21 protein-coding genes are annotated in these 23184 nt (G+C 41.9%); 2 read left to right on the forward strand and 19 right to left on the reverse strand.

Features of this window, described 5'->3' with window-relative positions; translation table 11 throughout:
* Positions 1-11: 11 nt before the first annotated feature.
* Positions 12-353 (reverse strand): cell division regulator GpsB, encoded by a 342-nt coding sequence (gpsB, locus tag QM830_RS10200; protein ID WP_414326880.1) that lies wholly within the window; start codon positions 351-353, stop codon positions 12-14.
* A gap of 69 nt (positions 354-422) precedes the next feature.
* On the reverse strand, positions 423-950 hold the full coding sequence (locus tag QM830_RS10205; RefSeq protein ID WP_414326882.1) for a DUF1273 domain-containing protein: 528 nt from the start codon (positions 948-950) through the stop codon (positions 423-425).
* Positions 951-1014: 64 nt separating this feature from the next.
* Here QM830_RS10205 and recU point away from each other — a divergent pair, with 64 nt between their 5' ends.
* Together recU and pbp1a are read left to right on the forward strand one after the other, a co-directional pair.
* Complete coding sequence (recU, locus tag QM830_RS10210; protein ID WP_414326883.1) at positions 1015-1608, forward strand: Holliday junction resolvase RecU; 594 nt, start codon at positions 1015-1017, stop codon at positions 1606-1608.
* Positions 1609-3720 (forward strand): penicillin-binding protein PBP1A, encoded by a 2112-nt coding sequence (gene pbp1a, locus QM830_RS10215; protein WP_414326885.1) that lies wholly within the window; start codon positions 1609-1611, stop codon positions 3718-3720. It begins immediately after the preceding gene.
* A 136-nt stretch (positions 3721-3856) separates the two neighbouring features.
* Here the strand turns inward: pbp1a and pepC are convergent, their stop codons facing one another.
* The 17 genes from pepC to glyQ all read right to left on the reverse strand — a co-directional run bounded on the left by pepC (position 3857) and on the right by glyQ (position 22790).
* On the reverse strand, positions 3857-5191 hold the full coding sequence (gene pepC / locus QM830_RS10220; RefSeq protein WP_414326886.1) for an aminopeptidase C: 1335 nt from the start codon (positions 5189-5191) through the stop codon (positions 3857-3859).
* Positions 5192-5259: 68 nt separating this feature from the next.
* Positions 5260-5811 (reverse strand): GNAT family N-acetyltransferase, encoded by a 552-nt coding sequence (locus QM830_RS10225; RefSeq protein ID WP_414326888.1) that lies wholly within the window; start codon positions 5809-5811, stop codon positions 5260-5262.
* 56 nt (positions 5812-5867) lie between these two features.
* Positions 5868-6692 (reverse strand): ammonia-dependent NAD(+) synthetase, encoded by an 825-nt coding sequence (gene nadE, locus QM830_RS10230; RefSeq protein ID WP_129270655.1) that lies wholly within the window; start codon positions 6690-6692, stop codon positions 5868-5870.
* The gene (locus QM830_RS10235; RefSeq protein WP_414326890.1) at positions 6689-8146 is read right to left on the reverse strand and encodes a nicotinate phosphoribosyltransferase; all 1458 of its coding nucleotides are present in this window, start codon (positions 8144-8146) and stop codon (positions 6689-6691) included. The genes nadE and QM830_RS10235 overlap by 4 nt, the downstream gene beginning before the upstream one ends.
* Before the next feature lie 139 nt (positions 8147-8285).
* Positions 8286-9197 (reverse strand): thioredoxin-disulfide reductase, encoded by a 912-nt coding sequence (gene trxB, locus QM830_RS10240; protein ID WP_049473361.1) that lies wholly within the window; start codon positions 9195-9197, stop codon positions 8286-8288.
* Between the two features lie 58 nt (positions 9198-9255).
* Positions 9256-9483, reverse strand: a complete 228-nt coding sequence (locus tag QM830_RS10245) for a DUF4059 family protein (protein ID WP_003003995.1) — start codon at positions 9481-9483, stop codon at positions 9256-9258.
* A gap of 81 nt (positions 9484-9564) precedes the next feature.
* Complete coding sequence (locus tag QM830_RS10250; RefSeq protein WP_003003991.1) at positions 9565-10308, reverse strand: amino acid ABC transporter ATP-binding protein; 744 nt, start codon at positions 10306-10308, stop codon at positions 9565-9567.
* Complete coding sequence (locus QM830_RS10255; protein WP_342984095.1) at positions 10308-11108, reverse strand: amino acid ABC transporter permease; 801 nt, start codon at positions 11106-11108, stop codon at positions 10308-10310. The genes QM830_RS10250 and QM830_RS10255 overlap by 1 nt, the downstream gene beginning before the upstream one ends.
* Positions 11109-11303: 195 nt before the next feature.
* A complete protein-coding gene (locus QM830_RS10260; protein ID WP_414326893.1) occupies positions 11304-12647 on the reverse strand; it encodes a DEAD/DEAH box helicase in 1344 nt (447 codons plus the stop codon).
* Positions 12648-12782: 135 nt separating this feature from the next.
* The gene (gene mraY, locus QM830_RS10265; RefSeq protein ID WP_414326895.1) at positions 12783-13775 is read right to left on the reverse strand and encodes a phospho-N-acetylmuramoyl-pentapeptide-transferase; all 993 of its coding nucleotides are present in this window, start codon (positions 13773-13775) and stop codon (positions 12783-12785) included.
* A gap of 1 nt (position 13776) precedes the next feature.
* Positions 13777-16059 (reverse strand): penicillin-binding protein PBP2X, encoded by a 2283-nt coding sequence (gene pbp2X / locus QM830_RS10270; RefSeq protein WP_414326897.1) that lies wholly within the window; start codon positions 16057-16059, stop codon positions 13777-13779.
* Positions 16052-16387 carry a cell division protein FtsL gene (ftsL, locus tag QM830_RS10275; RefSeq protein WP_003010374.1) on the reverse strand — a complete coding sequence of 112 codons (336 nt, stop codon included), beginning with the start codon at positions 16385-16387 and terminating at the stop codon, positions 16052-16054. The genes pbp2X and ftsL overlap by 8 nt, the downstream gene beginning before the upstream one ends.
* Positions 16388-16398: 11 nt before the next feature.
* A complete protein-coding gene (rsmH, locus tag QM830_RS10280) occupies positions 16399-17349 on the reverse strand; it encodes a 16S rRNA (cytosine(1402)-N(4))-methyltransferase RsmH (protein WP_414326899.1) in 951 nt (316 codons plus the stop codon).
* Between the two features lie 441 nt (positions 17350-17790).
* A complete protein-coding gene (locus QM830_RS10285) occupies positions 17791-19173 on the reverse strand; it encodes an amino acid permease (protein ID WP_414326900.1) in 1383 nt (460 codons plus the stop codon).
* 162 nt (positions 19174-19335) lie between these two features.
* On the reverse strand, positions 19336-19593 hold the full coding sequence (locus QM830_RS10290; protein ID WP_009732316.1) for a DUF896 family protein: 258 nt from the start codon (positions 19591-19593) through the stop codon (positions 19336-19338).
* Positions 19594-19626: 33 nt separating this feature from the next.
* The gene (gene glyS, locus QM830_RS10295) at positions 19627-21663 is read right to left on the reverse strand and encodes a glycine--tRNA ligase subunit beta (protein WP_414326902.1); all 2037 of its coding nucleotides are present in this window, start codon (positions 21661-21663) and stop codon (positions 19627-19629) included.
* A gap of 209 nt (positions 21664-21872) precedes the next feature.
* Entirely contained in the window at positions 21873-22790 is a 918-nt protein-coding gene (gene glyQ, locus QM830_RS10300; RefSeq protein ID WP_414326904.1) for a glycine--tRNA ligase subunit alpha, read from the reverse strand.
* Between the last annotated feature and the right edge of the window lie 394 nt (positions 22791-23184).

Below are 23184 nucleotides of genomic sequence, written 5' to 3' on the forward strand. Positions count from 1 at the left end.
GATCGTTAAAATTAGTAGTCTCGATCTACGATTTGTTTCCCAAACACTTCTTTTTCCAAACGATTGAGTCGTTTGAGAATGTCAAAGTTCGTCGCTGTTGTCACTTGTGGGAATTCTTGCGTAGCGGTACTAACAATCGAAGATGCTTGCGGAGTTTCCTGTGCTTTTTTAGCGAGTTCTTCACGGAGGCGGGCGTTTTCTTCACGCAACTCCTTTACCAAAGCAGCATAGGTTTCATAGTCTTTTATAACATCATCTAAAAATTCGTTTACCTCAACCTTACTAAATCCACGAACTTCTTTTTTAAAATCTTGATCAAAAATATCTTTCGCAGTAAATATAATACTTGCCATTACTCTCTCCAATCTAGTTCATCACCTCAATTATATAAAAAAATGGTGAGAAAAAGCAAGGTATAACACTTAGTTTTCGTAAAAATTTTCGGCAAGATCATTTAAGTCATCAAAATTTAATTTTTTGACATAAAAGGCCTCTTTTTCGAGCATCATTCTGTAAAGATGTTTTAAATTGGTTTCGTTTTCTGGATCGTAAAAAATATAAGCCCCATCTACATTTTCTAACAAGAACTGATTGTATTCCCTTAATTGACTGGGATTGGTATAGTGAGGATAGGCATATTTTACAAAATCCACCTGTTTGAAGCGCGCCAACATTTCCTGATTGGCTTCATTCCAATTTTCGCCGACGTTCTCAAATAAAAAGATCGTCGCCATTTGAAAATCGTAATCCTTTTTTAACTCAAAGGCAACTTCTAATACCCAAGCCTCAAATCCCAAATTTCCTAAAAAAACTAGCCAGTTGACACCTTCTTCAAATAAACGCCGAAGATCTCTTTCAATAGCTTTTTTAATAATCGTTAAACGGGGATCTTTGTTGGAAAAGACTCCCAGATCAAAGCTCTTATAGCCTGCAACAAGTATGGTATTCATTTTTTCCTCATTATTCTAATTTATGATATAATAGAGTGATGTAATTGTACCAATAAGGAGAACTATGGTCAACTATCCACATAAAGTAGCTAAAAAAACCTTGGTCTCTACTCAAAGAAAAGATCCAGTCGATTTTGCCAATCGAGGGATGTCATTTGAAAAAATGATCAACGAAAGTAATCAATACTATCTTTCACGAGGGCTAGCGGTCATTCATAAGAAACCGACCCCCATTCAAATCGTGAAAGTAGATTATCCACATCGTAGTCGCGCAAAGATTGTTGAAGCCTATTTTAGACAAGCCTCAACGACGGACTATTCTGGAGTATACAAGGGGCGCTATATCGATTTTGAAGCGAAGGAAACGCAGCAAAAGCAGTCTATGCCGATGAAAAATTTTCATCAACATCAGATCGATCATATGGAAGCGGTTGTCCAACAAGGTGGTATCTGTTTCGTTCTCTTGCATTTTGCAAAGTTGAGTGAAACCTACTTGCTTCCTGCTCCTGCATTAATACACTATTACAACATCGATCATGGTAGTAAATCCATGCCCCTCTCCTACATTCAGGAGCACGGCTTTTTAGTGGATAAGAATCGACTTCCAAGCGTTCCTTATCTTGATATTATCGAACAGAAACTTCTAGGCGGTATTTAAATGAATAAACAAACAGTCATTCAATGGTTGAAATATGTTGCTATCGCAGCCATTTCATTTTTCTTACTTTTATTTGTCCTTGGTGGACTAATCTTTGGTTATTATGCCATGAAAGCACCAACCTTGTCTGAGAAAGATTTGGTTGCCACAACATCTAGTAAGATTTATGACAATCAAAATAACTTGATTGCAGATTTGGGTGCTGAGAAACGAATCAACGTCTCAACAGACCAAATCCCTACCGATTTGGTTAACGCTATCGTGGCGATTGAGGACCACCGATTCTTCAATCACCGTGGAGTCGATATCATTCGGATTGGTGGCTCCTTCCTTCACAACTTACGAGGAGGAAGCCAAGGGGGATCAACCTTGACGCAGCAATTGATCAAATTAACCTATTTCTCAACTTCCGCTTCCGATCGTACCCTATCACGTAAGATTCAAGAAGCTTGGTTAGCAACCCAGTTGGAAAAGAAAGCAACCAAACAAGAAATCTTGACCTATTACGTTAATAAAGTATTTATGGCGAATGGGAACTACGGAATGCAGACAGCTGCCAAAAGTTATTATGGAAAAGACCTAAAAGATCTATCGCTCCCTCAAGTAGCGCTTCTAGCAGGGATGCCGCAAGCGCCTAACCAATACGATCCTTATTCTCATCCCGAAGCGGCACTACAACGCCGAAACTTAGTCTTAAAAGAAATGCTCGATATGAAGACCATTTCCAATAAACAATACGAAGCGGCAGTGAATACACCTGTTACAGACGGTCTTCAAAGTCTCAGCTCTTCAAGCAGTTATCCAGCTTATATGGATAATTACCTAAAAGAAGTGATCGAGCAGGTCGAAGAAGAAACTGGCTACAATGTATTGACGACAGGGATGGATGTCTATACAAACGTTGATACAGAAGCCCAAAAGAAACTATGGGATATCTACAATACAGATGAATATGTCAATTACCCTGATGATGAAATGCAAGTAGCTTCTACCGTTATTGATGTCAATACTGGTAAAGTCATTGCTCAGCTGGGTTCTCGTCACCAATCTAGCAATGTTTCCTTTGGTACCAACCAAGCGGTTGAAACGAACCGTGACTGGGGTTCAACAATGAAACCAATCACAGATTACGCACCAGCTCTTGAGTATGAGGAATATACCTCTACGGCAGCTACCATTACAGATGCTCCATATAACTTCCCTCATTCTTCAACACCTGTCTACAACTGGGACCGTTCTTACTATGGTAGCATTACCATGACCTACGCAATTCAACAATCTCGTAACGTCCCTGCGGTGAAGGCCCTGGAAAAAGTTGGTCTTAAACAAGCTAAGAAATTCCTCAATGGACTAGGAATCGATTACCCAGAGATGGTTTACGCCAATGCCATCTCAAGTAACACTAGCGATTCTAGCAATAAATACGGAGCTAGCAGTGAAAAAATGGCTGCTGCCTATGCTGCTTTTGCCAATGGCGGTACCTATTACAAACCATCATACGTCAGTCGGGTCGTCTTTAGCGATGGCACAACCAAGGAATTTGAGTCCGAGGGAACCCGTGCAATGAAAGCAACAACAGCCTACATGATGACAGATATGATGAAGACAGTTCTCTTGTCTGGAACCGGTACAAATGCTGCCATTTCGGGAATCTACCAAGCTGGTAAGACAGGTACATCAAACTATGCTGATAACGAAATCGGTAAATTGACAAAAAATGCTTATTCAAATATCATAGCTCCAGATGAATTGTTTGTTGGTTATACTCCTGAATATGCTATGGCTGTCTGGACAGGTTATTCCAATCGCTTTACACCAGTATTGGATAATGGAATACAGGTCGCAACGGATGTCTACCGTCAAATGATGCTCTATCTTGCTAATAATAATAACTCTGGTCATACGGATTGGACGCAACCAAGTGGTCTTTATCGCAATGGATCTTACCTCTACCTAAATAATGGTAAGAACAACTATAATTACTACTATGAACCAAGTTATTCCACTGAGCAGTATACCTATGAAGAACCTGCATCAAGTTCCTCTAGTGAAGAAAATTCATCTAAACCATCTGAATCTTCTTCGCAAGACGCTAACAATCATAACGAATAATACAGTTAAGAGGCCGGGCTTTCCCCGGTCTTTTTCAATATTCATCAGGTAAGCAGCTCTTCTTTATTTTGGCTTTTTCCAACTCCCTTTTTATAGACAAGTAAAGAAAAAGAGCCTTACGACTCTTTTTCTTTGATTATTTTGCCAAAGCCCCCATTGGATCCCAAGGAGCTAGGACAATCGGTTCTGCCTCATAAGCAGCCAATTCTTCCGCCGTCAATAGTTCCTTACGAACAACGATTTGGTAAGTGTATTCGTCCATCCAGGCATCGGAAGCTACAAAGTATCCATCTGTTCCGACTTTGTCTCCCCAAGAATTCTCAACCTTCCATTTGAGAGGGCGTCCAGCTTCGTCCAGGTCCACACCAGTCAAGACCATAGCATGGGTCATGAGACTTTCTGCATAATCCAAACGCCCTGCCTTATCTTGAGTCAGCTGGATATCCATTCCCGCTTCAAAGTCATAGACATCTGTTGCCAGGATTCCAGCTTTGCGGTTGCTGACTTGGCCGACATCCGATCCAAACCAAACAGTTTCCCCAGCTTTCATTTGGGCAATGGCCAATTCTTTCAAGCGCTCCATCGGAACGTTGAGGTAGCGGACTTCACGGCTACCGACCACATTCCCCAGCATCTCTACTGTGTAAGACTGGCCATAAGGCTTGTCTGCCGTAGGCGCATTGATAACAGAAACGTAGTCCTCCAACTGAAGATCCACATATTTTTTGTAAAAGCTTTGAGGCGTCAAGCCAGTCTCTGTATGATAGTTGTTGTTCTTATCGCGATAAGAGAAACTAAATGTACGAGGGGGCAAGCCCAGTGACATAGCCAAGAAATTAAAGATTTCTTGGAGGAGCTCTTCTTTCTTGCTTTGAACCGTTGCTAGATCTTCTCCAGTCGCAAGCAATTCGCGCAGAATCTGAGCATCTTGGCGCAACAACTTATTTAAGTAGCTATTGAGCTCTCGGCTATTGCTAGATGAGATGGATTCTGGATAGATAGACTTGGGTACGACCCCATATTTTTCAAAGAGGGAAACGACCATATCCCATTGACCACCATCTTGTTGAGGGGTTTGAAGGAGGAAGGCCACCTTGCGGCTGGTCACATCCTGGTCCGCTGTCGCAATGATTTGTTCCAAGAACCAGTTGGATTTTTCGTACTTGTCCCAGAAGAAGGTATGAGCTTGAGACAACTCAAAATCCTCTAATTGGAAGCTGGCAATCATTTTATGACGGAAGGTATTCAGAGCCGCAAACATCCAGCAACGACCAGAGGCTTTCTGGTCTGTCACCTTGTCCTTGGTCAAATCAAGAGAAAAGACGGGTGTATTTTCAACAGCACTTTTGCGTGTCTCTAAAGTTGCATGAATCCCATTGTGGGTGATGGCATTTTCGAGAGCCACAAATTTCACATTTGCTTGGTAATTCGCATAGAGTTGATCTGTAAATTCTTGTGTTAATTCTGACATAAGATTCTCCTTTGTAAAGCTACTTACCATTATAGACCATTGTCTAAAATCTTCAAGTAAAAATTGTTTTAAAGGTCAGAAGAATGGATCGTGTAGATGATTTGATCTCCGACATAGCCTTTTCTGGCAACAGCATTTGGGAGAGTAGCTAGATATTGCATCCCAGCTTTTTCCATAACCCTTCCCGAAGCAGGGTTCAAACTGACATACTTGGCCTGAATTTCCTTGAATCCCACCTCTACCAACAAAAAGTGTAAAACAGTCTGGAGGGCTTCTGTCATCAGACCTTGACCCCAGAAGTTCTTCCCTAGAATATAGCCGACTTCACACAGTTCTTTTTGTGGATTCTGAGAAACGACACTGATATCACCTATCACTTGTGTGGGATCATCTTTCTTGCAAATCGCCCATTTGTTGGCGTTTTCTCCTTGGTAATGAAGGAGCCACCTTTCGATCGAAGCCCGAGTTACTTGAGGATTTGGATGCGGATCCCAAGTCACATATTTAAGATTATCTGTATCAGACGCCCAATTTTCAAACATTGCCTTTGCATCCTCTACAACAAAGCGTCTTAATAATAAACGCTTGGTCTCCAATTCAATAGAACCTAATTTCCTCATCCTCTTTCCTCCTTTCCTGTTTTAAAAAAGTCGGCTCAACCGACTTTTCTTTCCTATCAACGCCAAAAGGTGTCAAATACCGTAATCGGTAGATGACGTTTGTGTTGGCCTTTGTGCCACCAGTTTTCAATGGTTGCTTGGGCTTCCGGGCTAACTGATTTCCCTTCTAGGTAGTCATCAATTTCTGCATAGGTCACCCCAAGAGCTACTTCGTCAGCGATACCTGGCTTCTCCTCTTCCAAATCCGCAATCGGTACCTTCTCATACAAGGCTGGATCAGCTCCCAGTGCCTGAAGCAACTGCTTGCCTTGGCGCTTGTTAAGGCGGTAGAGAGGCAGAATATCGGCTCCGCCATCTCCAAACTTGGTAAAGAATCCAGTGATGTTTTCGGCTGCATGGTCTGTCCCAATGACGGCTCCACTATAGGCACCTGCCAAGGCATACTGAGCAATCATCCGGCTCCGTGCCTTGATATTGCCCTTATTAAAGTCTGAGACATCCGTTCCTGTCGCTTCGACAGCACGCTCCATGGCATCGACCGATTCCTTGATGTTCACGACCAGGCTGACGTCTGGCTGGATGAAGGCCAAGGCCTTTTGGGCATCTGCTTCATCCGCTTGGACACCGTAGGGCAAGCGGACTGCAACAAACTGATAACTGGCATCTCCAGTCTCTGCCCGCATTTCCTCCATGGCTAATTGAGCCAGGCGACCCGCTAGGGTCGAGTCCTGACCTCCTGAAATTCCTAAGACAAAGGTCTTTAGAAAAGGATGTTTTTGCAGGTAATCCTTCAAAAAATCAATCGACCGGCGAATCTCTTCTTGAGGATCAATGACTGGTTTGACCCCTAATTGGGCAATAATGTCTTCTTGTAGGCTCATTCTTCTTCACCTCCCAAGGCTTTCTGACGCATCTGATCAATGAGGTCCATCTTATCTTGCCAAACATCCTTGGCCAAGTCCACTGGATAATGTTGTGGATTGAGGACACGTTTGTACTCATCCCAGAGCTTGTCAAATTCCTTCCGAGCATAGGCTTGGATATCCATCAAAGCTGGCAATTCGTAGACTTGTTCCCCATCTTTGAAAATATCGACCAAGAGCGGGATGGCGTCAAAATCACGAACCGTCTTCTTGATATAGGTATAGGTCGGATGGAACATTTTGATTTCTGTCAGTTCATTGACATCCACTCCATCGTAAGTAATGTAATCCCCTTCAGATTTGCCTTTTTCCCGACTGGTAATACGCCAAACTTGCTTCTTCCCTGGGGTTGAAACTTTTTCAGCATTGTTAGACAGCTTGATGGTATTTCGCATTTGACCATTTTCGTCTTCGATAGCAACAATCTTATAGACTGCTCCGAGGGCTGGTTGATCATAGGCCGTAATCAACTTGGTTCCGACACCCCAAACATCAATTTTAGCCTTTTGCATCTTCAAGTTGAGGATGGTGTTCTCATCCAAATCATTTGAAGCATAGATCTTCGCTTCTGTGAAACCAGCTTCATCCAACTGCTGGCGAACCTTTTTCGAGATGTAGGCAATATCTCCTGAGTCAATCCGGACACCTAGGAAATTAATGCGATCGCCCATCTCACGCGCTACCTGAATCGCAGCTGGAACTCCGATGCGTAACGTATCATAGGTATCCACTAGGAAGACACAGTTGCGATGGGTCTCAGCATAGGCCTTGAAGGCTTTATAATCATCGCCATAGACCTGCACCAAGGCATGGGCATGTGTCCCAAGGACAGGGATGTCAAAGAGTTTTCCTGCACGTACGTTACTGGTCCCGCTAGCGCCTCCAATAACGGCTGCACGGGTTCCCCAAATAGCCGCATCCATTTCGTGCGCTCTACGAGTTCCGAACTCCATCAAAGGTTCGTCTTCGATCACAGCCTTGATCCGAGCGGCTTTTGTAGCAATCAAGGTTTGGAAATTGACAATATTTAAGAGGGCTGTTTCCACCAATTGACACTGAGCCAGAGGACCTTCGACCTGGACAATTGGTTCATTGGCAAAAACTAAGTCACCTTCTTGAGCCGAGCGTACTGTCAGTTCCAATTTAAGATCACGGAGATATTCCAAGAAGGCTCCATGATAACCAAGTGACTCTAAATAGGCAATATCGCTCTCAGAAAAACTCAAGTTTTCCAAATATTTCACAATTCGCTCTAAGCCAGCAAATACAGCATAGCCGTTTTTAAAAGGCTGTTGACGAAAATACACTTCAAATACAGCATGTTTATTGTGGATACCTTGATCAAAATAGACCTGCATCATGTTGATTTGGTATAAATCAGTATGCAACGTTAAACTGTCATCTGGATACATATGAATACCTCTTTTTTTAGATTTGTTCTATGAATTCCTACCATAAAATTAGTACCATTATAGCACATTTCAGCCCCATTGAATACTGAAAGGAAAGCACAAAAAAAATCTGAGACACAAACCTCAGATTTTTAAAAGATTAAAAGTTTTCTGTGATATATTTATAAACTTCTTGGCCAGCAATCGCACCGTCTCCGACGGCTGTCGTCACTTGACGTAGGTCTTTTTGACGAACATCACCAACCGCAAAAATACCTGGGACTGTGGTTCTCATATGATCATCCGTCACCACCCAGCCATTTTCATCTAAAATACCAAGTTCCGTCGCAAAATCACTGACAGGATCTAAACCGACATAGATAAAGACACCACCAAAGGCCTGCTCTCTAACCTCTCCTGTCTTCACATCTTTTAAAAGGACAGACGTTACTTTTGGTTCCCCCTTAATTTCTTCAACAACCGTATTCCAAGCAAAGTGAATTTTATCATTGGCAAAGGCACGGTCTTGAAGAACTTTTTGGGCACGCAACTGATCACGACGATGGGCAATGGTCACTGTTTTTGCAAACTGAGTCAAAAAGACAGCTTCTTCTACCGCAGAATCGCCACCACCAACGACCAAGAGATCCTCGTCTCTAAAGAAAGCACCATCACAAACAGCACAGTAGGAAACCCCTCTACTATTCAGCTCCTCTTCGCCAGGGACATTCAATGGACGGTGGTTAGACCCTGTTGCAATCACCACGGTTTTAGCTTCAAATTCCCCATCATCTGTGACAATCTTTTTGGTTGCTCCGAGGTCTTCGATGCGCTCTACCTGACCAAACAAATGTTCCACACCAAGATTTTCTAAAGGCTCAAACATTTTTTCAGCCAAGTCTGGGCCACTAATATTCGCATAGCCAGGATAGTTTTCAATGTCAGACGTATTGTTCATTTGACCGCCTGGAATTCCTCTCTCAATCAATGCGACCTTTAAATTGCTTCGTGCTGCATAAAGGGCAGCAGTCATCCCTGCAGGACCTGCTCCAATAATCACTGTATCAAACATACTCAACCTCTTTCTGTTTTGTTGTAACCATTATAATTCTAACACGGTCTTTTTGCAATTATCGTGCTTGAAAGATAAACAAAATCCCTATGACCGCAAAGGTTAAAATAGGAATCGTCATGATATCAATTAAGAGGATATCATACAAATGGGCTTGTCGTTGCTTGGCTGTTTTATCTTTCTTCTTAAGAGCACGGTAGCCAATCCAAATACAAGAAGCGATCCCAACTAAAATCGTTGTCGTCACTAAACTTTGTAAATATAAGGACAATAATTTATTTAACATCACGACTCCAAATATTTTTACATTTTCAGAAAACAAACCCAGCTAGCATCGCCAGCTGAGTCTTACCTCTCCTCTATTATATCAAACATAGGTCCGTTTGTAACTAGCAAAGAATTCTTTTGTCCGTTCTTCTTTTGGATGTTGCATGATTTCCTCTGGTGTTCCAGATTCAATAATCCGTCCTTTATCCAAAAATAGGACCTTATCTGCTACTTGCGCTACAAAAGACATATCATGGCTGACCAGTACCATGGTTTGTCCTGATTTTGCTGCATTGGCAATGGATTTTTCAACTTCTCCAACCAATTCTGGATCCAAGGCCGAAGTCGGTTCATCCAGCAAAAGAACCTCTGGTTTCATGGCCAAGGCACGGGCCAAAGCCACCCGTTGTTTTTGTCCACCTGAGAGGTGACGAGGATAGTGATTTTCACGATCCGATAAGCCGACTTTTGCCAGTTCTTCTCGAGCAATTTTCGTTGCTTCTTGGTCGGATAAGCCCTTCACAACAATGAGCCCTTCTTTCACATTTTCAAGAGCTGTTTTTCTACCAAACAAATTAAACTGTTGGAACACCATGGCCAATTTTCTTCTTAAGGTCAAGATTTGATCTTGGGTAATGTGCTCAAAATCAACCTCGAAATCATCAATCTTAATTCTACCACTGTCTGGAGCTTCCAAATAGTTTAAACTGCGTAAGAAGGTTGATTTACCAGCTCCCGAAGACCCGATTAAGGCCACGACTTCCCCTTTTTGAATTTCCAAACTTAGATTATTTAAAACCTTTTGACCTGAAAATGTCTTTGATAATTCTGAAATATAAATCATTAGATCCGGACCTCCTGATCTGGTAAATCAATTGCTACGGGAGTCTCAATATCCAGTCGACGTTCAATGTGACGGCCTAGTATTTCAATGAGAATGTTCACAATCCAGTAAACAATCGATACCGTGATAAAGCGTTCAAAGTACTTCAAATCGCTCCCCCCAATAATCCGTGCTTGGGCAAAAATTTCAACTACACTGGCACTAAAGGCTAGCGAGGTCCCCTTGGTCAAGCCAATGAGAGAGTTGATTAAAGTAGGAGTTGCAACGACTGCTGCATTGGGAATAATAATCCGGCGATAAACTTGACGGTTGGTCATCCCAAGACTACGCGCTGCCTCAATTTCACCAGGATCCACTGCTAAAATGGCTGCCCGTATGGTCTCACTCGCATAAGCCGCCTCATTAAAGGCAAGAGCCACAATTGCAAATAACTCAGCTGGAATGGCATTAATATTAAAAGCTGTTCCATAAGACTGATTGATCGCTTTTAAAATAAGAGGAATCCCATAATAGGTCAACATCAACTGAACCAACAATGGAGTCCCCCGTAAAAAACTGACAAAAACAGCTTGAATCGGGTAAAGAATTCGTACACGATTAATTTTTACCAGAGCAAAAATCATGGCAAAAATAATCCCAAAAAATGCACCTCCTAGGGCTAATAAAATCGTCACAGGCAATTTCCCAATGACTGCCGGAAATGCATCCAATACGGCTCTCAAACTAAACAGCTTGCTATCTGGAACGTGTTTTAAAAAGTCAGCATACCAGTTGGCAGTTAAAAGATTAGTTGTAAACATTTTTGTTACTTCCTTTCTCGAACATAAACATTCTATCACATTCACTATCGGAATTCCAAAAATTGCTACAGAAATAGAAAAATGATAGACTACTCAAATTTAGTCTATCATAATTTTAGACAAGTTCCTAATAGTTTTTCTTTATGGAGTTCATAAAGAAAATCTATGTTTTCTTCTGAACATTTGAAACAATGGTTAGAAAGTTTGACGTTTGGCCTTTCGTTCCGCCCGACCACGCGCACGGTTTTCAGCTCGTTTAGCTTTTCTCCGCTTTTCATCAACTGCCCATTTGATTTTTTTCTTGTAGCCTGGTTTGATTTTTTTCTTTTTCTTCTTCACCAGACCAATCATTTCAATGTCAAGTTTCTCTTGCTTTTTCTCACGATTGGCCCGTCTGTCCCGATCATAAGTATCTTCAATAACCCCATTTTTCAACACTTTCGGTACGAAACGAATCCCCATTTTTTCTAGTTCACGGATATCTGAATCATCACTCGGTTGATAAAGAGTAATAGCGACACCTGGTAGACCATTGCGCCCTGTCCGGCCAACACGGTGAACGAAGAAGGAGAGATCTTGTGGAATAGCATCGTTAATGACGTGACTCACCCCTTCGATATCAATTCCACGAGCTGCTAAATCTGTGGCCACAATATACTCAAAATCAAGATTTTTAACCTGATTCATGATGCGTTTCCGTTCACGTGGTGGGATATCTCCGTGAATCTTCGCCACTTTTAGGCCCTGAGCCACTAAATAGGCATGAAGATCATCTGCTCTCGTTTTTGTATTGACGAAAATCATGGCCAAATAAGGTTGCAAGGTCTTGGTCAATTGGAAAATTTGCTCATTTTTATCCCGACCCTTGGTCGAAACCAGCCAATTATCGATGGTATCTGAAATCACCGTCTTGGTCTTAATTTGCTCCATGACTGGGTTTGAGAGATATTTTTTCAAGAAAGGCTGTAATTTTTGTGGAATGGTGGCTGAAAAAACTAAAAATTGTAGTTGTTGCGGAAGTCTTGAAGCAATCTTATCTACGGTAGACAAAAATCCCATATCCAGTGTCATATCCGCCTCATCTACCACAAAGGTATGGGCCTTATGGATAGCCAGATCTCCAGATGCAACCAGATCATAGATCCGCCCTGGAGTTCCAATCACGATATGCGGTTGTTTGACCTGCAATTTTTCAATCTGACGACTTTTATCCGTTCCTCCAACATAATTGGCAATCCGAATTTCTTTTTCAGAATGACTAGCGATTTGACGAGCAGCTTGGTAAATTTGCGTTGCTAACTCCCGACTAGGAGCCGTAATCACCGCTTCAACCTGATCGTTGTCTTCATTTAACGTTTGAAAAATCGGCAAGAGGAAAGTATGGGTTTTTCCAGATCCTGTCTTAGATTCTCCAACCAAATCATTCCCAGCTAAGACAATCGGAATTAGTTTTTCCTGTACTTCGGTTGCTTCTCTAAAATTGATTTCTTTCAGTGCCTCTTGAATATAAGGCTTAAAATTAAACTCTGTAAATTTCATTTTCTCAGTTCCTTTCATGATCTCTATTATTATATCAGAAAAGCTGACTTCGTGCCTCTCTTATGAGTCATTTTTCCTAACCAACAAAGTCTCTCTGAGTCAGCAAAAAACGATAGGCAAGCCCACCGTCTTTTTTTATAAGTAGAGAAGAACAAGAGTGATGACACTTGTTACCAAGGCAATGGACCACATAAAGGCATCCACTTTCCATTCTGACCAGTTTTGGCCATTTCCAGAAAGTCCACCCAGTTCTAAATGATGGTGGAAAGGAGTCATTCTGAAAATCCGTCGCCCTTCCCCGTAGCGTTTCTTGGTCCATTTGAAATAGGTCACTTGTAGCATCACTGAACCTGTTTCAATGACATAGACAAGACCAATCAGGAGCAGGGTCCACTCTACATGCAGAGCCATTGACAAAGCTGCAAGCATCCCTCCAAGAGCAAGACTACCGACATCTCCCATAAAGATTTTAGCTGGCTTGTGGTTGAAGACAAAGAATCCAAGCAAGGCCCCAATCATACTTAAGGTGACAAAGAGAATATCCCATTTTCCTTGCATATAGGCAATAAAGGAATAGGCACTCAGGCTAATGGCAACGGAAATGCTGGCTAATCCATCAATCCCATCTGTCAAATTGACAGCATTTGAAAAACCAACCAACCAAAACAAAGCAAAGAGAATGTAGAAATGGCCCAAGTAAAGATCGTAACCAAAGACATTCAAAAGGCTTCCTGTACCGTGGCGTTCAGAAAAAATATAGAAGATGATTCCACCAACGAGTTGAAGAGCTAATTTTTGCTTTGGATTGAGCCCTTCATTAATCTTACGAAAAACTTTTAAAAAGTCATCCAAAAATCCAACAATTCCATATAGAATCAAGATAAATAGAGTAAGTTGAACAGGTCGCGTGAAATTTCCAGTCAATACGGTAACGACAAAACTGACTAGAACTGCTGTAATGAGAAACACCACTCCACCCATTGTCGGAGTGCCAGCTTTCGCTTTGTGTTGTTTCACATCTTCATGCATTTGTTGCCCAGAAATATGAGCACGATGGTAAAATCGAATAAAGGCTGGAATAGCAGCCACTGTTAATAGAAACGATACAAGGATCGTAGCAATATACATCTTAGTCTCCTAATGTTAACGTAATCTTTTTGGTTTTATTGAGTGAGGTGTTCATTTTGACACTTTGTTTGGTTACTTTCTTTCCACTACCTTTATAGGTAATTTCAATTCCAGTCCATTCTCCAAAGATGTCTGCATTTTTCTTAGTCCAACCATACATATCTGGAACAACATCAAAGTCTTCTGTCAATAACAATACTTGTTGATTGGCTTTGACTTTAGAGCCCACATCCACAGACATCTTGCGGATATTTTTACCGGTCCCTAGTACAATTGGTTGCACCAAATTGCGACGCAATTCCTCTGAATAAGCACCTGGGCTTAGATTTTGCTTCAGATTCAACTCTTTAGAGAGAGTTTCCACTGAAGGGATTTTGTAAGTCGTTTCTTTAGTCACATCATCCAAAGTTGGTGCCTCTGATGTTAAGTGCAATTCGTCTTTTAAAGCAACTGCATCTTCCAAAATAGGATTGACCAGCTCTTCCCAGCTAGTGGCTGAAAATTTCACTTCTGGTTGTTGGACCGTTACATACATGATGAATTCAGGGTCTTCTGCAGGTGTCATCGCTACAACCGAGTTGATATAATCATTTTCTCCTTGCAAGTATCCTTGATCTGTCGCAATTTGGGCAGTCCCTGATTTCACTGCAACGTTTTGACCGGGTACCTGAATGATAGGTCCATCACTGTACAAAGTCCCATACTCTGGATCTGTTCCGACCGTAATCATATAATTTCGAGTCTGTTGCGCAGCTGATCCTGAAACTGGTTTTCCAACAACTTCTTTTTTTGATTTGCGGGCTGTGTCTGATTTTTTATCGTAAATGGCACTAATAAACTTCGGCTCCAACATTTGCCCATCATTGGCGATAGCACTAAAGGCCCGTAACATTTGAGTTTGACTGACGGAAATCCCCTGACCAAAAGAAGACATGGCTTGAGTGACATAGTTATCACCCGGCAAGCTTCCAAAACTCTCATCGCCCATACCAAAACGAGTAGGGAGTCCGAACTTAAAGAGTGTGAGGTAATTCATCCAGACATTATTGCCCATCTTCTGTTCAAGCTTGGTCATCCCAATGTTACTTGAATAAGCAAAGCTCTGCGCGATATTCATATAGCGACCTTCAGACAGTCCCATATTGACATCCCAGTCACGGATGGTCGCATCTTTTACTTGTAGTTCGTTACTGTAGTATACTTCATTATAGGCTGGGAAGGTTCCATGATCAATCGCCGAAGCTAATAACATGACCTTCATCGTTGAACCCGGTTCATATTGATCTTGATAAAGGATGGTATTCCAGGTTTTCAAGTTTTTCAGATCCAGTCCTTGTTTGGTATCCGCATTATAGGATGGACGTTGCGTTGTCGCTAGGATCTCTCCTGTTTTTGCACTCACAAGAGTCGCACTAACATACTTTCCTTTTACCTTTTCTTGGAAAACATCCATACGTGTCTCGAGGTAGGTCTGCAATTCTGCTGAGATGGTCGTATAAACATCTTTTCCATCTTCTGTTTTGACAGAAACCTTATCTGAACCAGGAACGATATTCCCGTTTCGGTCTTTGTCATAGGTGATGACTCCATTTTGACCAGCGAGAATACGATCGAGGGATTTCTCCATTCCTGATTGCCCCTTCAAGGTTTTATTTCCCTCTTTATCTTCTTGAAGAGAGGCCTGACCTATAAATTGAGAGGCAAAAACTCCATTTTTATAGCTCCGATTTGGACTAGTTGTAAAGGAAACCCCTTTAATCTTCGCCGCTTCCATAGCCTCACGGATAGCCGTCATATTACTATAAGTAATGCCGTTTCCGTTCGATCCAAAAGAAACTTGTTTCAATTTCTTTTGCGACAACTGTTGAATGACGTAATCTTCATCCATCCCTAAGTACTGCTTAAAGATTTCTGCTACTTTTTTAAATTGGCTCTCTTCTACATAGAGGATTTTTCCGGTTGCTGATTTGTACTTTTTATCAATAACGGCATAAACGTTATAGGTCGTAGCATCTTCAGCAATTACTGCTCCATTTCGGTCATAGATCGTTCCACGTTTTGCAGGAACAATAACCGTCTGCTCATGGACTTTTTTTGCTTGATCCGATAAGGTCACACCGAATTTTTTGTCAGTCCCAATAATCATTGCAAAATTAATCAGAAAGAGAAAAAAGAGGAAAATCGCCAGTACACTGAGATTTTTTCCAACTTGTTTTCGATTCTGATCCGGCAAGCGACGTTTCTTTATCGAATACCCGATTAAAAATTTTTTAAATTTATTCATCACTACTTGCACTCACTGTTTTTCGATTTTCTTTTTGCAGCTTCATTCCTTGGGAGCTAGCCAACTGTGATAAGCGGTCATAACGTGTTAATTCATTGACCTCTTGACGAACATCTGCCAATTCCGTCTTTTTGGCTTCTAGTTCCGTATTCAAATCAGTCAACTCACTCTGTACTTGTAAAATTCGTGTCTGCATAAAGACGATACTAATGGCTAAAATCACAGCTGTTAAGACAATCGACCCATAAAAAGCCTTTTCTACTCTAGAGAAGCGGCGAAAGTGGTCTTGCAATACCTGTGTTCTTGTTCTCTCATCTCTTGCTGCCATATCAATTCCTCTTACTTGTGTATTTTTCGAGCAACCCGTAATTTTGCTGAATGAGATCGATTATTTTCCTCAAGCTCTTCTTCACTTGGCAAAATAGGTTTCCGGTTGACTAACTCCATCTTTGGTTTCAAATCATCTGGAATAAAGGGAAGCCCCTTTGGAACCTCAACCGTCGAAGCTTCTTTAAACAATTGTTTGGTCAATCGATCCTCTAACGAATGAAAGGTAATCACAGAAATACGACCATCGAGGGCCAACAAATCCATGGCTTGCTGAATCGATTCATCCGCCGCTCCCAGTTCGTCATTGACTTCGATACGAATGGCTTGGAAGATCTGTTTAGCAGGATGACCCTTTTTCTTGAGCTCCTTAGCTGGTTTAGCAGATTTAATAATCTCTGCTAATTCAGTCGTCGTTTCAATCGGTTTAATTGCTCGTGCTTGCTCAATTTTCCGCGCAATTTGCTTGGAAAATTTGTCCTCTCCATATTTGAAAAAGATGCGTACGAGATCATGGTAATCGTAGCTATTGACGACCTCATAGGCTGTTAAGGAAGCTTCTTGATTCATCCGCATGTCCAACGGCGCATCTTTCTTGTAAGAAAATCCACGTTCCCGTTCATCTAACTGAGGGCTGGAAACCCCTAAATCATAACAAATTCCATCAATTTCAGTCACACCTAATTCATTCAAGCGCTCTTGCAAATGACGGAAATTATCCTTGATAAAAGTCACCATACCTTTTTCAATGAAAGGTGCCAAACGAATTTTGGCATTTTCAAGCGCATGCTGATCTTGATCAAAGGCATACAGGTGGCCTGATTCACCTAATTTTGTTAACAAATATTCGCTATGGCCAGCTCCACCTAAAGTGGCATCCACATAGATTCCATCTGGCTTTACATCCAGCATATCAATCGTTTCATGGAGCAAGACCGTTACATGATGAAATTCTTTACTCATATCTTAACCATTTTACCATAAATAGGAGCAAGATGCACTCCTGAAGAAAATTACACGAACGAATCCATTCTGATCTTTTGCTATGATATAAAAGATCCTTGAGAATCTTGATTCTACTTGTTTCCGCTACAATTTATGATACAATATTCATATGAAATTAAGTAAACAGACTCTCATCCCATTTTTATTGGTCGATATTATCGCCCTCTACTTTTTCCTAACTACCATTGAAGCTTGGATTTTTTGGCTGGCTACACTAATCCTAGTCGCCTCACTTTGGTGGCTCAAAAAAACAGTTCAAAGACAAAAAACAGAGAGGGAAAAGACATAATTTTTCCCTCTCTGTTTTTCTTATCTTCACTCCAAGAAATTTATTAAAAGAAGGGAAAATAAGAAGGCTTTAAAACAATACAAAACTCACCCAAGGGTAAGTTTTGCTGCTTATTTATTGTGTTTCCAATTACTATAAATTCCAAAGAGAATAATCCAGATAGTTGCTCCAATCGCACCAATATAGGTTGATTTCTGTAAGAAGAGACAAACGAATACAAAGAGGAAGAAAACAATTGTTAATGGATTCAGTACTTTGTAGGCCGGCATGACAAATCCGTCCGGCATAAACTCTTTCGATTTACGGTACTTAAGATGGGCTAACATTGTCAAAATATAAATAGCAATGTAAACCCCTGAAGAAGAGGCCGTAATCAAGGCAAAGGCATCTGAAACACCTGGCAAGATATTGATAAAGGCTGAAACAGCAACTACAATCGCAGAGAAAATAATCGCACGACTTGGAATCCCCATTCGAGACAAGCTATTCAGCTTCAAACGATTCATCACCTTACTGTTTGGCGTTTCTTTTGCAATCTGGTACAAGTGACGCCCTGTTGAATAGAGGGTGGAGTTCAAGGAAGATGCAGCAGCTGTCAGTACAACAAAATTAATCAATCCTGCTGCCCACTTGATTCCTACCATTTGAAAGACCGTCACAAATGGTGATTTATTGACGGGAAGCTGTTGCCAAGGGAAAATTGCCATAATTGCCAACAATGCTCCTACATAAAAAATCACAATTCGGATTGGAATTTCTTTAATGGCTTTCGGTAAGACCTGGCGGGGATTGGCTGTCTCTGATGTGGTAATTCCAACAAACTCAATCGCTTGATAAGCAAAGAAGACCATTTGGAAGGCCATTACGAACTTGACCCAACCATTTGGAAACATTTGAAAACCATTACTAATGTTACTTAAGCTAGCCTGTCCAGCTGGTGTTTCAAAATTCGTCGTCACCATAAAGATCCCTGTTGCGATCAAGGCCAAAATAGTGACAATCTTGATCATGCCAAACCAGAATTCAACCTCTCCAAAGACCTTCACAGCAATCAAATTCACACAGCTTAAAAGCGCTAAAAAGATAATTTGTATCTGCCAGGCTGACCAATTAGGGAACCAGAGCTGGACATAGTTGGAAACGGCTGTAATTTCTGCCATCCCAAGGAATACCAAGGAAACCCAATAGGACCATCCTGAAAAGTAGCCCCAACCCTTTCCTAAGTACTTGGTAATAAAGTTGATAAAGGTATGTTGATCTGGGTCCATATAAAGCATCTCTCCAATAGCCCTCATCATCAAGTACATGAAAACTCCTGTCAGCATATAGACTAAAATAATAGATGGACCTGTTAAAGAAAGGGAACGACCGGCTCCAAGAAAGAGTCCTGTCCCGATGGTTCCTGCAATAGCGATCAGCTGAACATGCCGATTTTGCAGACCACGAACCATCCCATTTTCGGTTTCTTCACCAGTATGATGTTTTTTTGACATATGATTACTCCAATTCTTTTTCTGTATACTTTCAGAAAAGTATAATCAAATTTTCACATAGTATACTATATCACGTTTTTAAAAACTGGTCAATCTAGCACAGAATACTCTGAATTTCATATATAGAAAAGCCTACTGGAGTCTCTTCCAGCAGGCTTTTGATTATGATTCAGGATCATCAAGGCTACGGCCATGCAAGCCTTTTTCTCGTTGGACTTGACGAAGTTTTTCAGGCGTCACATCGTTACCTTCTTCGTCAACCACTTTAATTCCTTCGATGTGGTGACGAACTGAGCGACGATAACCCTCAATATATTCCTCACGAAGTTTTGCTTGTTCCACTGCTTCTTCTGGTGTCAAACCTTCTGTTTTTTTCTTTTTTGCCAGCTCATTGATCCGAGCAATTTTTTCAGGTGTCATTATCAGACCTACTTTCTACCTGTCAACAGGTACTTATTTTGTATTCAATTGATTAAAGGCTGCAACAGCATTAGCTTTAGACACAAGGCCTGCAAGCAGGGCCAAACGGTTATTTTTGACAGCTTCATCTTCAGCCATCACCATGGTATTGTCAAAGAAGGCATCGATGACTGGGCTAAGAGCAAAGAGCTGTGCCAATTTATCACTAGCTGAACCAGTCAATTCTAATTCTTCAATCGCCTTAGCAAGGGCCTTTTCTTGATCATTTTCAAAGAGACTAGCATCGACTGTTACTGAAGCATCTGCTTTTTCTGCCAAGTTGAAGGCACGTGAGAGTGACTCAACAGCTGCCTTGTAACCATCCGTCTTAGCAGCTTCTGAAAGAGCTTCAGCTGCTTCCAGCATATCTGCTACGACAAAGTTTGAACCAGCAAGAACGGCTTCTTTGATATCTTTTGGTGTACGTCCCATCATCTTGTCCACACGCGCCTTGATGAAGTTGAGCACTTCTGCTTGATTGTCATAAGAAAGGCTAGCAAATGAAAGAGCGTAAAGGCTGTCGATTAACTCATCCATCGGGATGTACCAACCAAAGGCATCCAAGATCCGAACAATCCCTTGCGTTGCACGGCGAAGCGCATAAGGATCATTGGAACCAGACGGAATCAAACCGACTGAGAAGAAGGAAAGAAGGGTATCCAATTTATCTGCAAGCGCAAGGATAGCACCAACCTTAGTCTCTGGAAGGGCTCCATCTGCTGCATCAGGAAGGTAGTGCTCACGGATAGCTGTCGCAACCGCAGCATCCTCACCAGCAAGGAGGGCGTATTTTTCACCCATGATTCCTTGCAATTCATCGAACTCTCCGACCATACCCGTCAAGAGGTCAAATTTGTAGATTTCAGCTGCGCGAGCTACTGCTGCTCTTTCTTCGGCAGTTAAACCAGCTTGCTCAGCCAAGGAAGCTGCAATGACACCAGCACGGGCCATGTGTTCAGAGAGTGAACCAATCTTTTCATGGAAGGTCACGTGTGCCAATTTTGCAACCAGGTCTTCAATCTTAAGTTTTTGGTCTTCACGCCAGAAGAATTCACCATCTTCGAGACGTGCCACCAATACCTTCTCATTTCCTCGAACGACATTTTCCAAGTGCTCAGCGTTCCCATTCCGGACAGAAATGAAGTTTGGTTTCAGCTGACCATCAAGGTCACGTACGACAAAGTAACGTTGGTGCGTTTCCATTGAGGTCACCAAAACTTCTTCTGGAACGTCCAAATATTTGGTGTCAAAACTTCCCATAAAGGCAGTTGGGTATTCCACCAAGTTCAAGACTTCGTTTAGAAGTCCTTCTTCGATTTGGACTTGAACACCTTGTTCTGCTTCGATAGTCTTGATTTGCTCACGAATCATGTTTTCACGCTCTTTGCTATCTGCAATCACATAAACCGTACGAAGGTCTTCTTCATAAGAATCCGCATTGGTGATTTCCACTTCGTGTCCGAGGAAACGGTGTCCACGGCTCACACGACCTGATTGAATATCCAAGAAGTCTAGTTTAAGCGCTTCATCTCCCAAAAGGACGATTAAGGTGTGAACAGGGCGAATGTATTCAAAGCTGTTGTTAGCCCAGTGCATGCTGACAGGGAAAGTCAATGAAGCAAGCACTTCTGGGATGCCAGCCAAAACTTCTTTGGCAGGTTTTCCAGCTTCGTGTTTCGTCACGTAAACGTACTCTTCCCCTTTGACTTCACGGAATTCGATATCGTCAACGGTCAAGCCCTTCCCACGAACAAATCCTTGGGCTGCTTTTGAGAAGTTTCCATCTGCGTCCAAGGCGATCTTCTTAGATGGTCCTTTAAAATCTTCAGTCAAATCTGTTTGTTGATCAGCCAAGCCAAGTACACGGACGGCCAAACGACGGGGAGTTGAGAAGGTTTGAATGCTTTCGTATGAAAGACGGTTGTCATCCAAGAAGGCTGCCATTTTCTCACCGAGTTGTTTTTCACTTGGTGTGACAACGTAGGCTGGCAACTCTTCAAGTCCAAGTTCTACTAGTAAGTTTTTTGTCATGTTTTTTCTCCGAAAAATATCTTTTTTTCCAGTTTGCCTTATGTGATTGGCACGCAAGCAACCGACTGCGTCGTTTCATTGCTAAAATTGGAGCCTAAGGTCTCCAATTTTGCCTGGTATCGTTAGTTTCTCTAACGATACCTCTATCACTGCGGCAACTGGTTCTGTAGGATTCCTCTATTAATCAAATCCTTTTTAATATACTCTTTTTATTCTTCCTCTTCTGCTAGGAGTTTTGCGCGTGTGGCTTCGTCGAGAAGTGGGTAACCAAGTTTTTTACGTTCTGCTACGAATGTTTTAGCTACAACACGGGCCAAGTTACGGATGCGGGCAATGTAACCGGCACGTTCTGTAACGGATACCGCTCCACGAGCATCAAGCAAGTTGAAGGTATGTGAACATTTCAAAACGTAGTCATAGGCTGGGTGTACAAGACCCAATTCCAAAGCACGTCCAGCTTCTTTTTCAAACTTTTCAAAGTTTTCAAGAAGCATATCTTGGTCAGAAACTTCAAAGCTGTATTTTGAATGCTCATATTCTGGTTGAAGGAAGATTTCTCCGTATTTAACACCTGGAGCCCACTCAATATCGTAAACGGAGTCTACTTCTTGGATATAAGAAGCTAAGCGTTCCAATCCGTAGGTAACCTCAGCGGTAACAGGACCAGTTGCCAAACCACCGACTTGTTGGAAGTAGGTGAATTGCGTGATTTCCATACCATCAAGCCACACTTCCCATCCAAGACCTGCTGAACCAGTTGATGGGTTTTCCCAGTTATCTTCAACGAAGCGGATATCGTGTTCCAATGGATTGATCCCCAATTTTTCCAATGACTCAATGTAAAGCTCCTGGATGTTTGATGGTGATGGTTTCATAACCACTTGGAATTGGTGGTGTTGGTAAAGACGGTTTGGGTTTTCCCCGTAACGACCGTCCGCTGGACGACGTGATGGCTCTACATAAGCCGCATTCCATGGCTCAGGACCAATGGCACGAAGGAAGGTATATGGGCTCATGGTTCCCGCACCCTTCTCATTATCATAAGCCTGCATGAGCATACACCCCTGGTCATTCCAGTATTGTTGCAAAGTCAAAATAATTTCTTGGAAGGTTAATTTTTTAGACATCTTCTTCTCCTTTTTATAAATTCTTGCGACACGAGTCTGCCTCGTCGATCATACGAGGCAAGACGAGTTAGTACTGCGTCTAGCTCAGGCAGCCTAGTGCTGAGCGTGGGGCAGTCCGACTGAAAGGAGGTCTCTGCCACTGACGCAGTGGAAAGTCAATTTTTTAGACATGTTTTACTCCTTTTTCTATATGATTGAGCCCGACTCAGGATACAAAAAGAACCGTGTCTTTGCTCCTAAGTCTATGACCTAGGGGCGTCAGAAACGCGGTTCCACCCTAATTTATTACTTCATTTTATGTTACTGTACTCAGCTTTTTACTGAGAGAAAGCGCCGATGCCCACTTTGTTCTACTTGGCTTTCACTACCCCAAGCTCGCTAGAAAAACGCCATA

Source organism: Streptococcus sp. OMI750 (assembly GCF_047463895.1).
In the GTDB taxonomy this organism is placed as follows: Bacteria; Bacillota; Bacilli; order Lactobacillales; family Streptococcaceae; genus Streptococcus.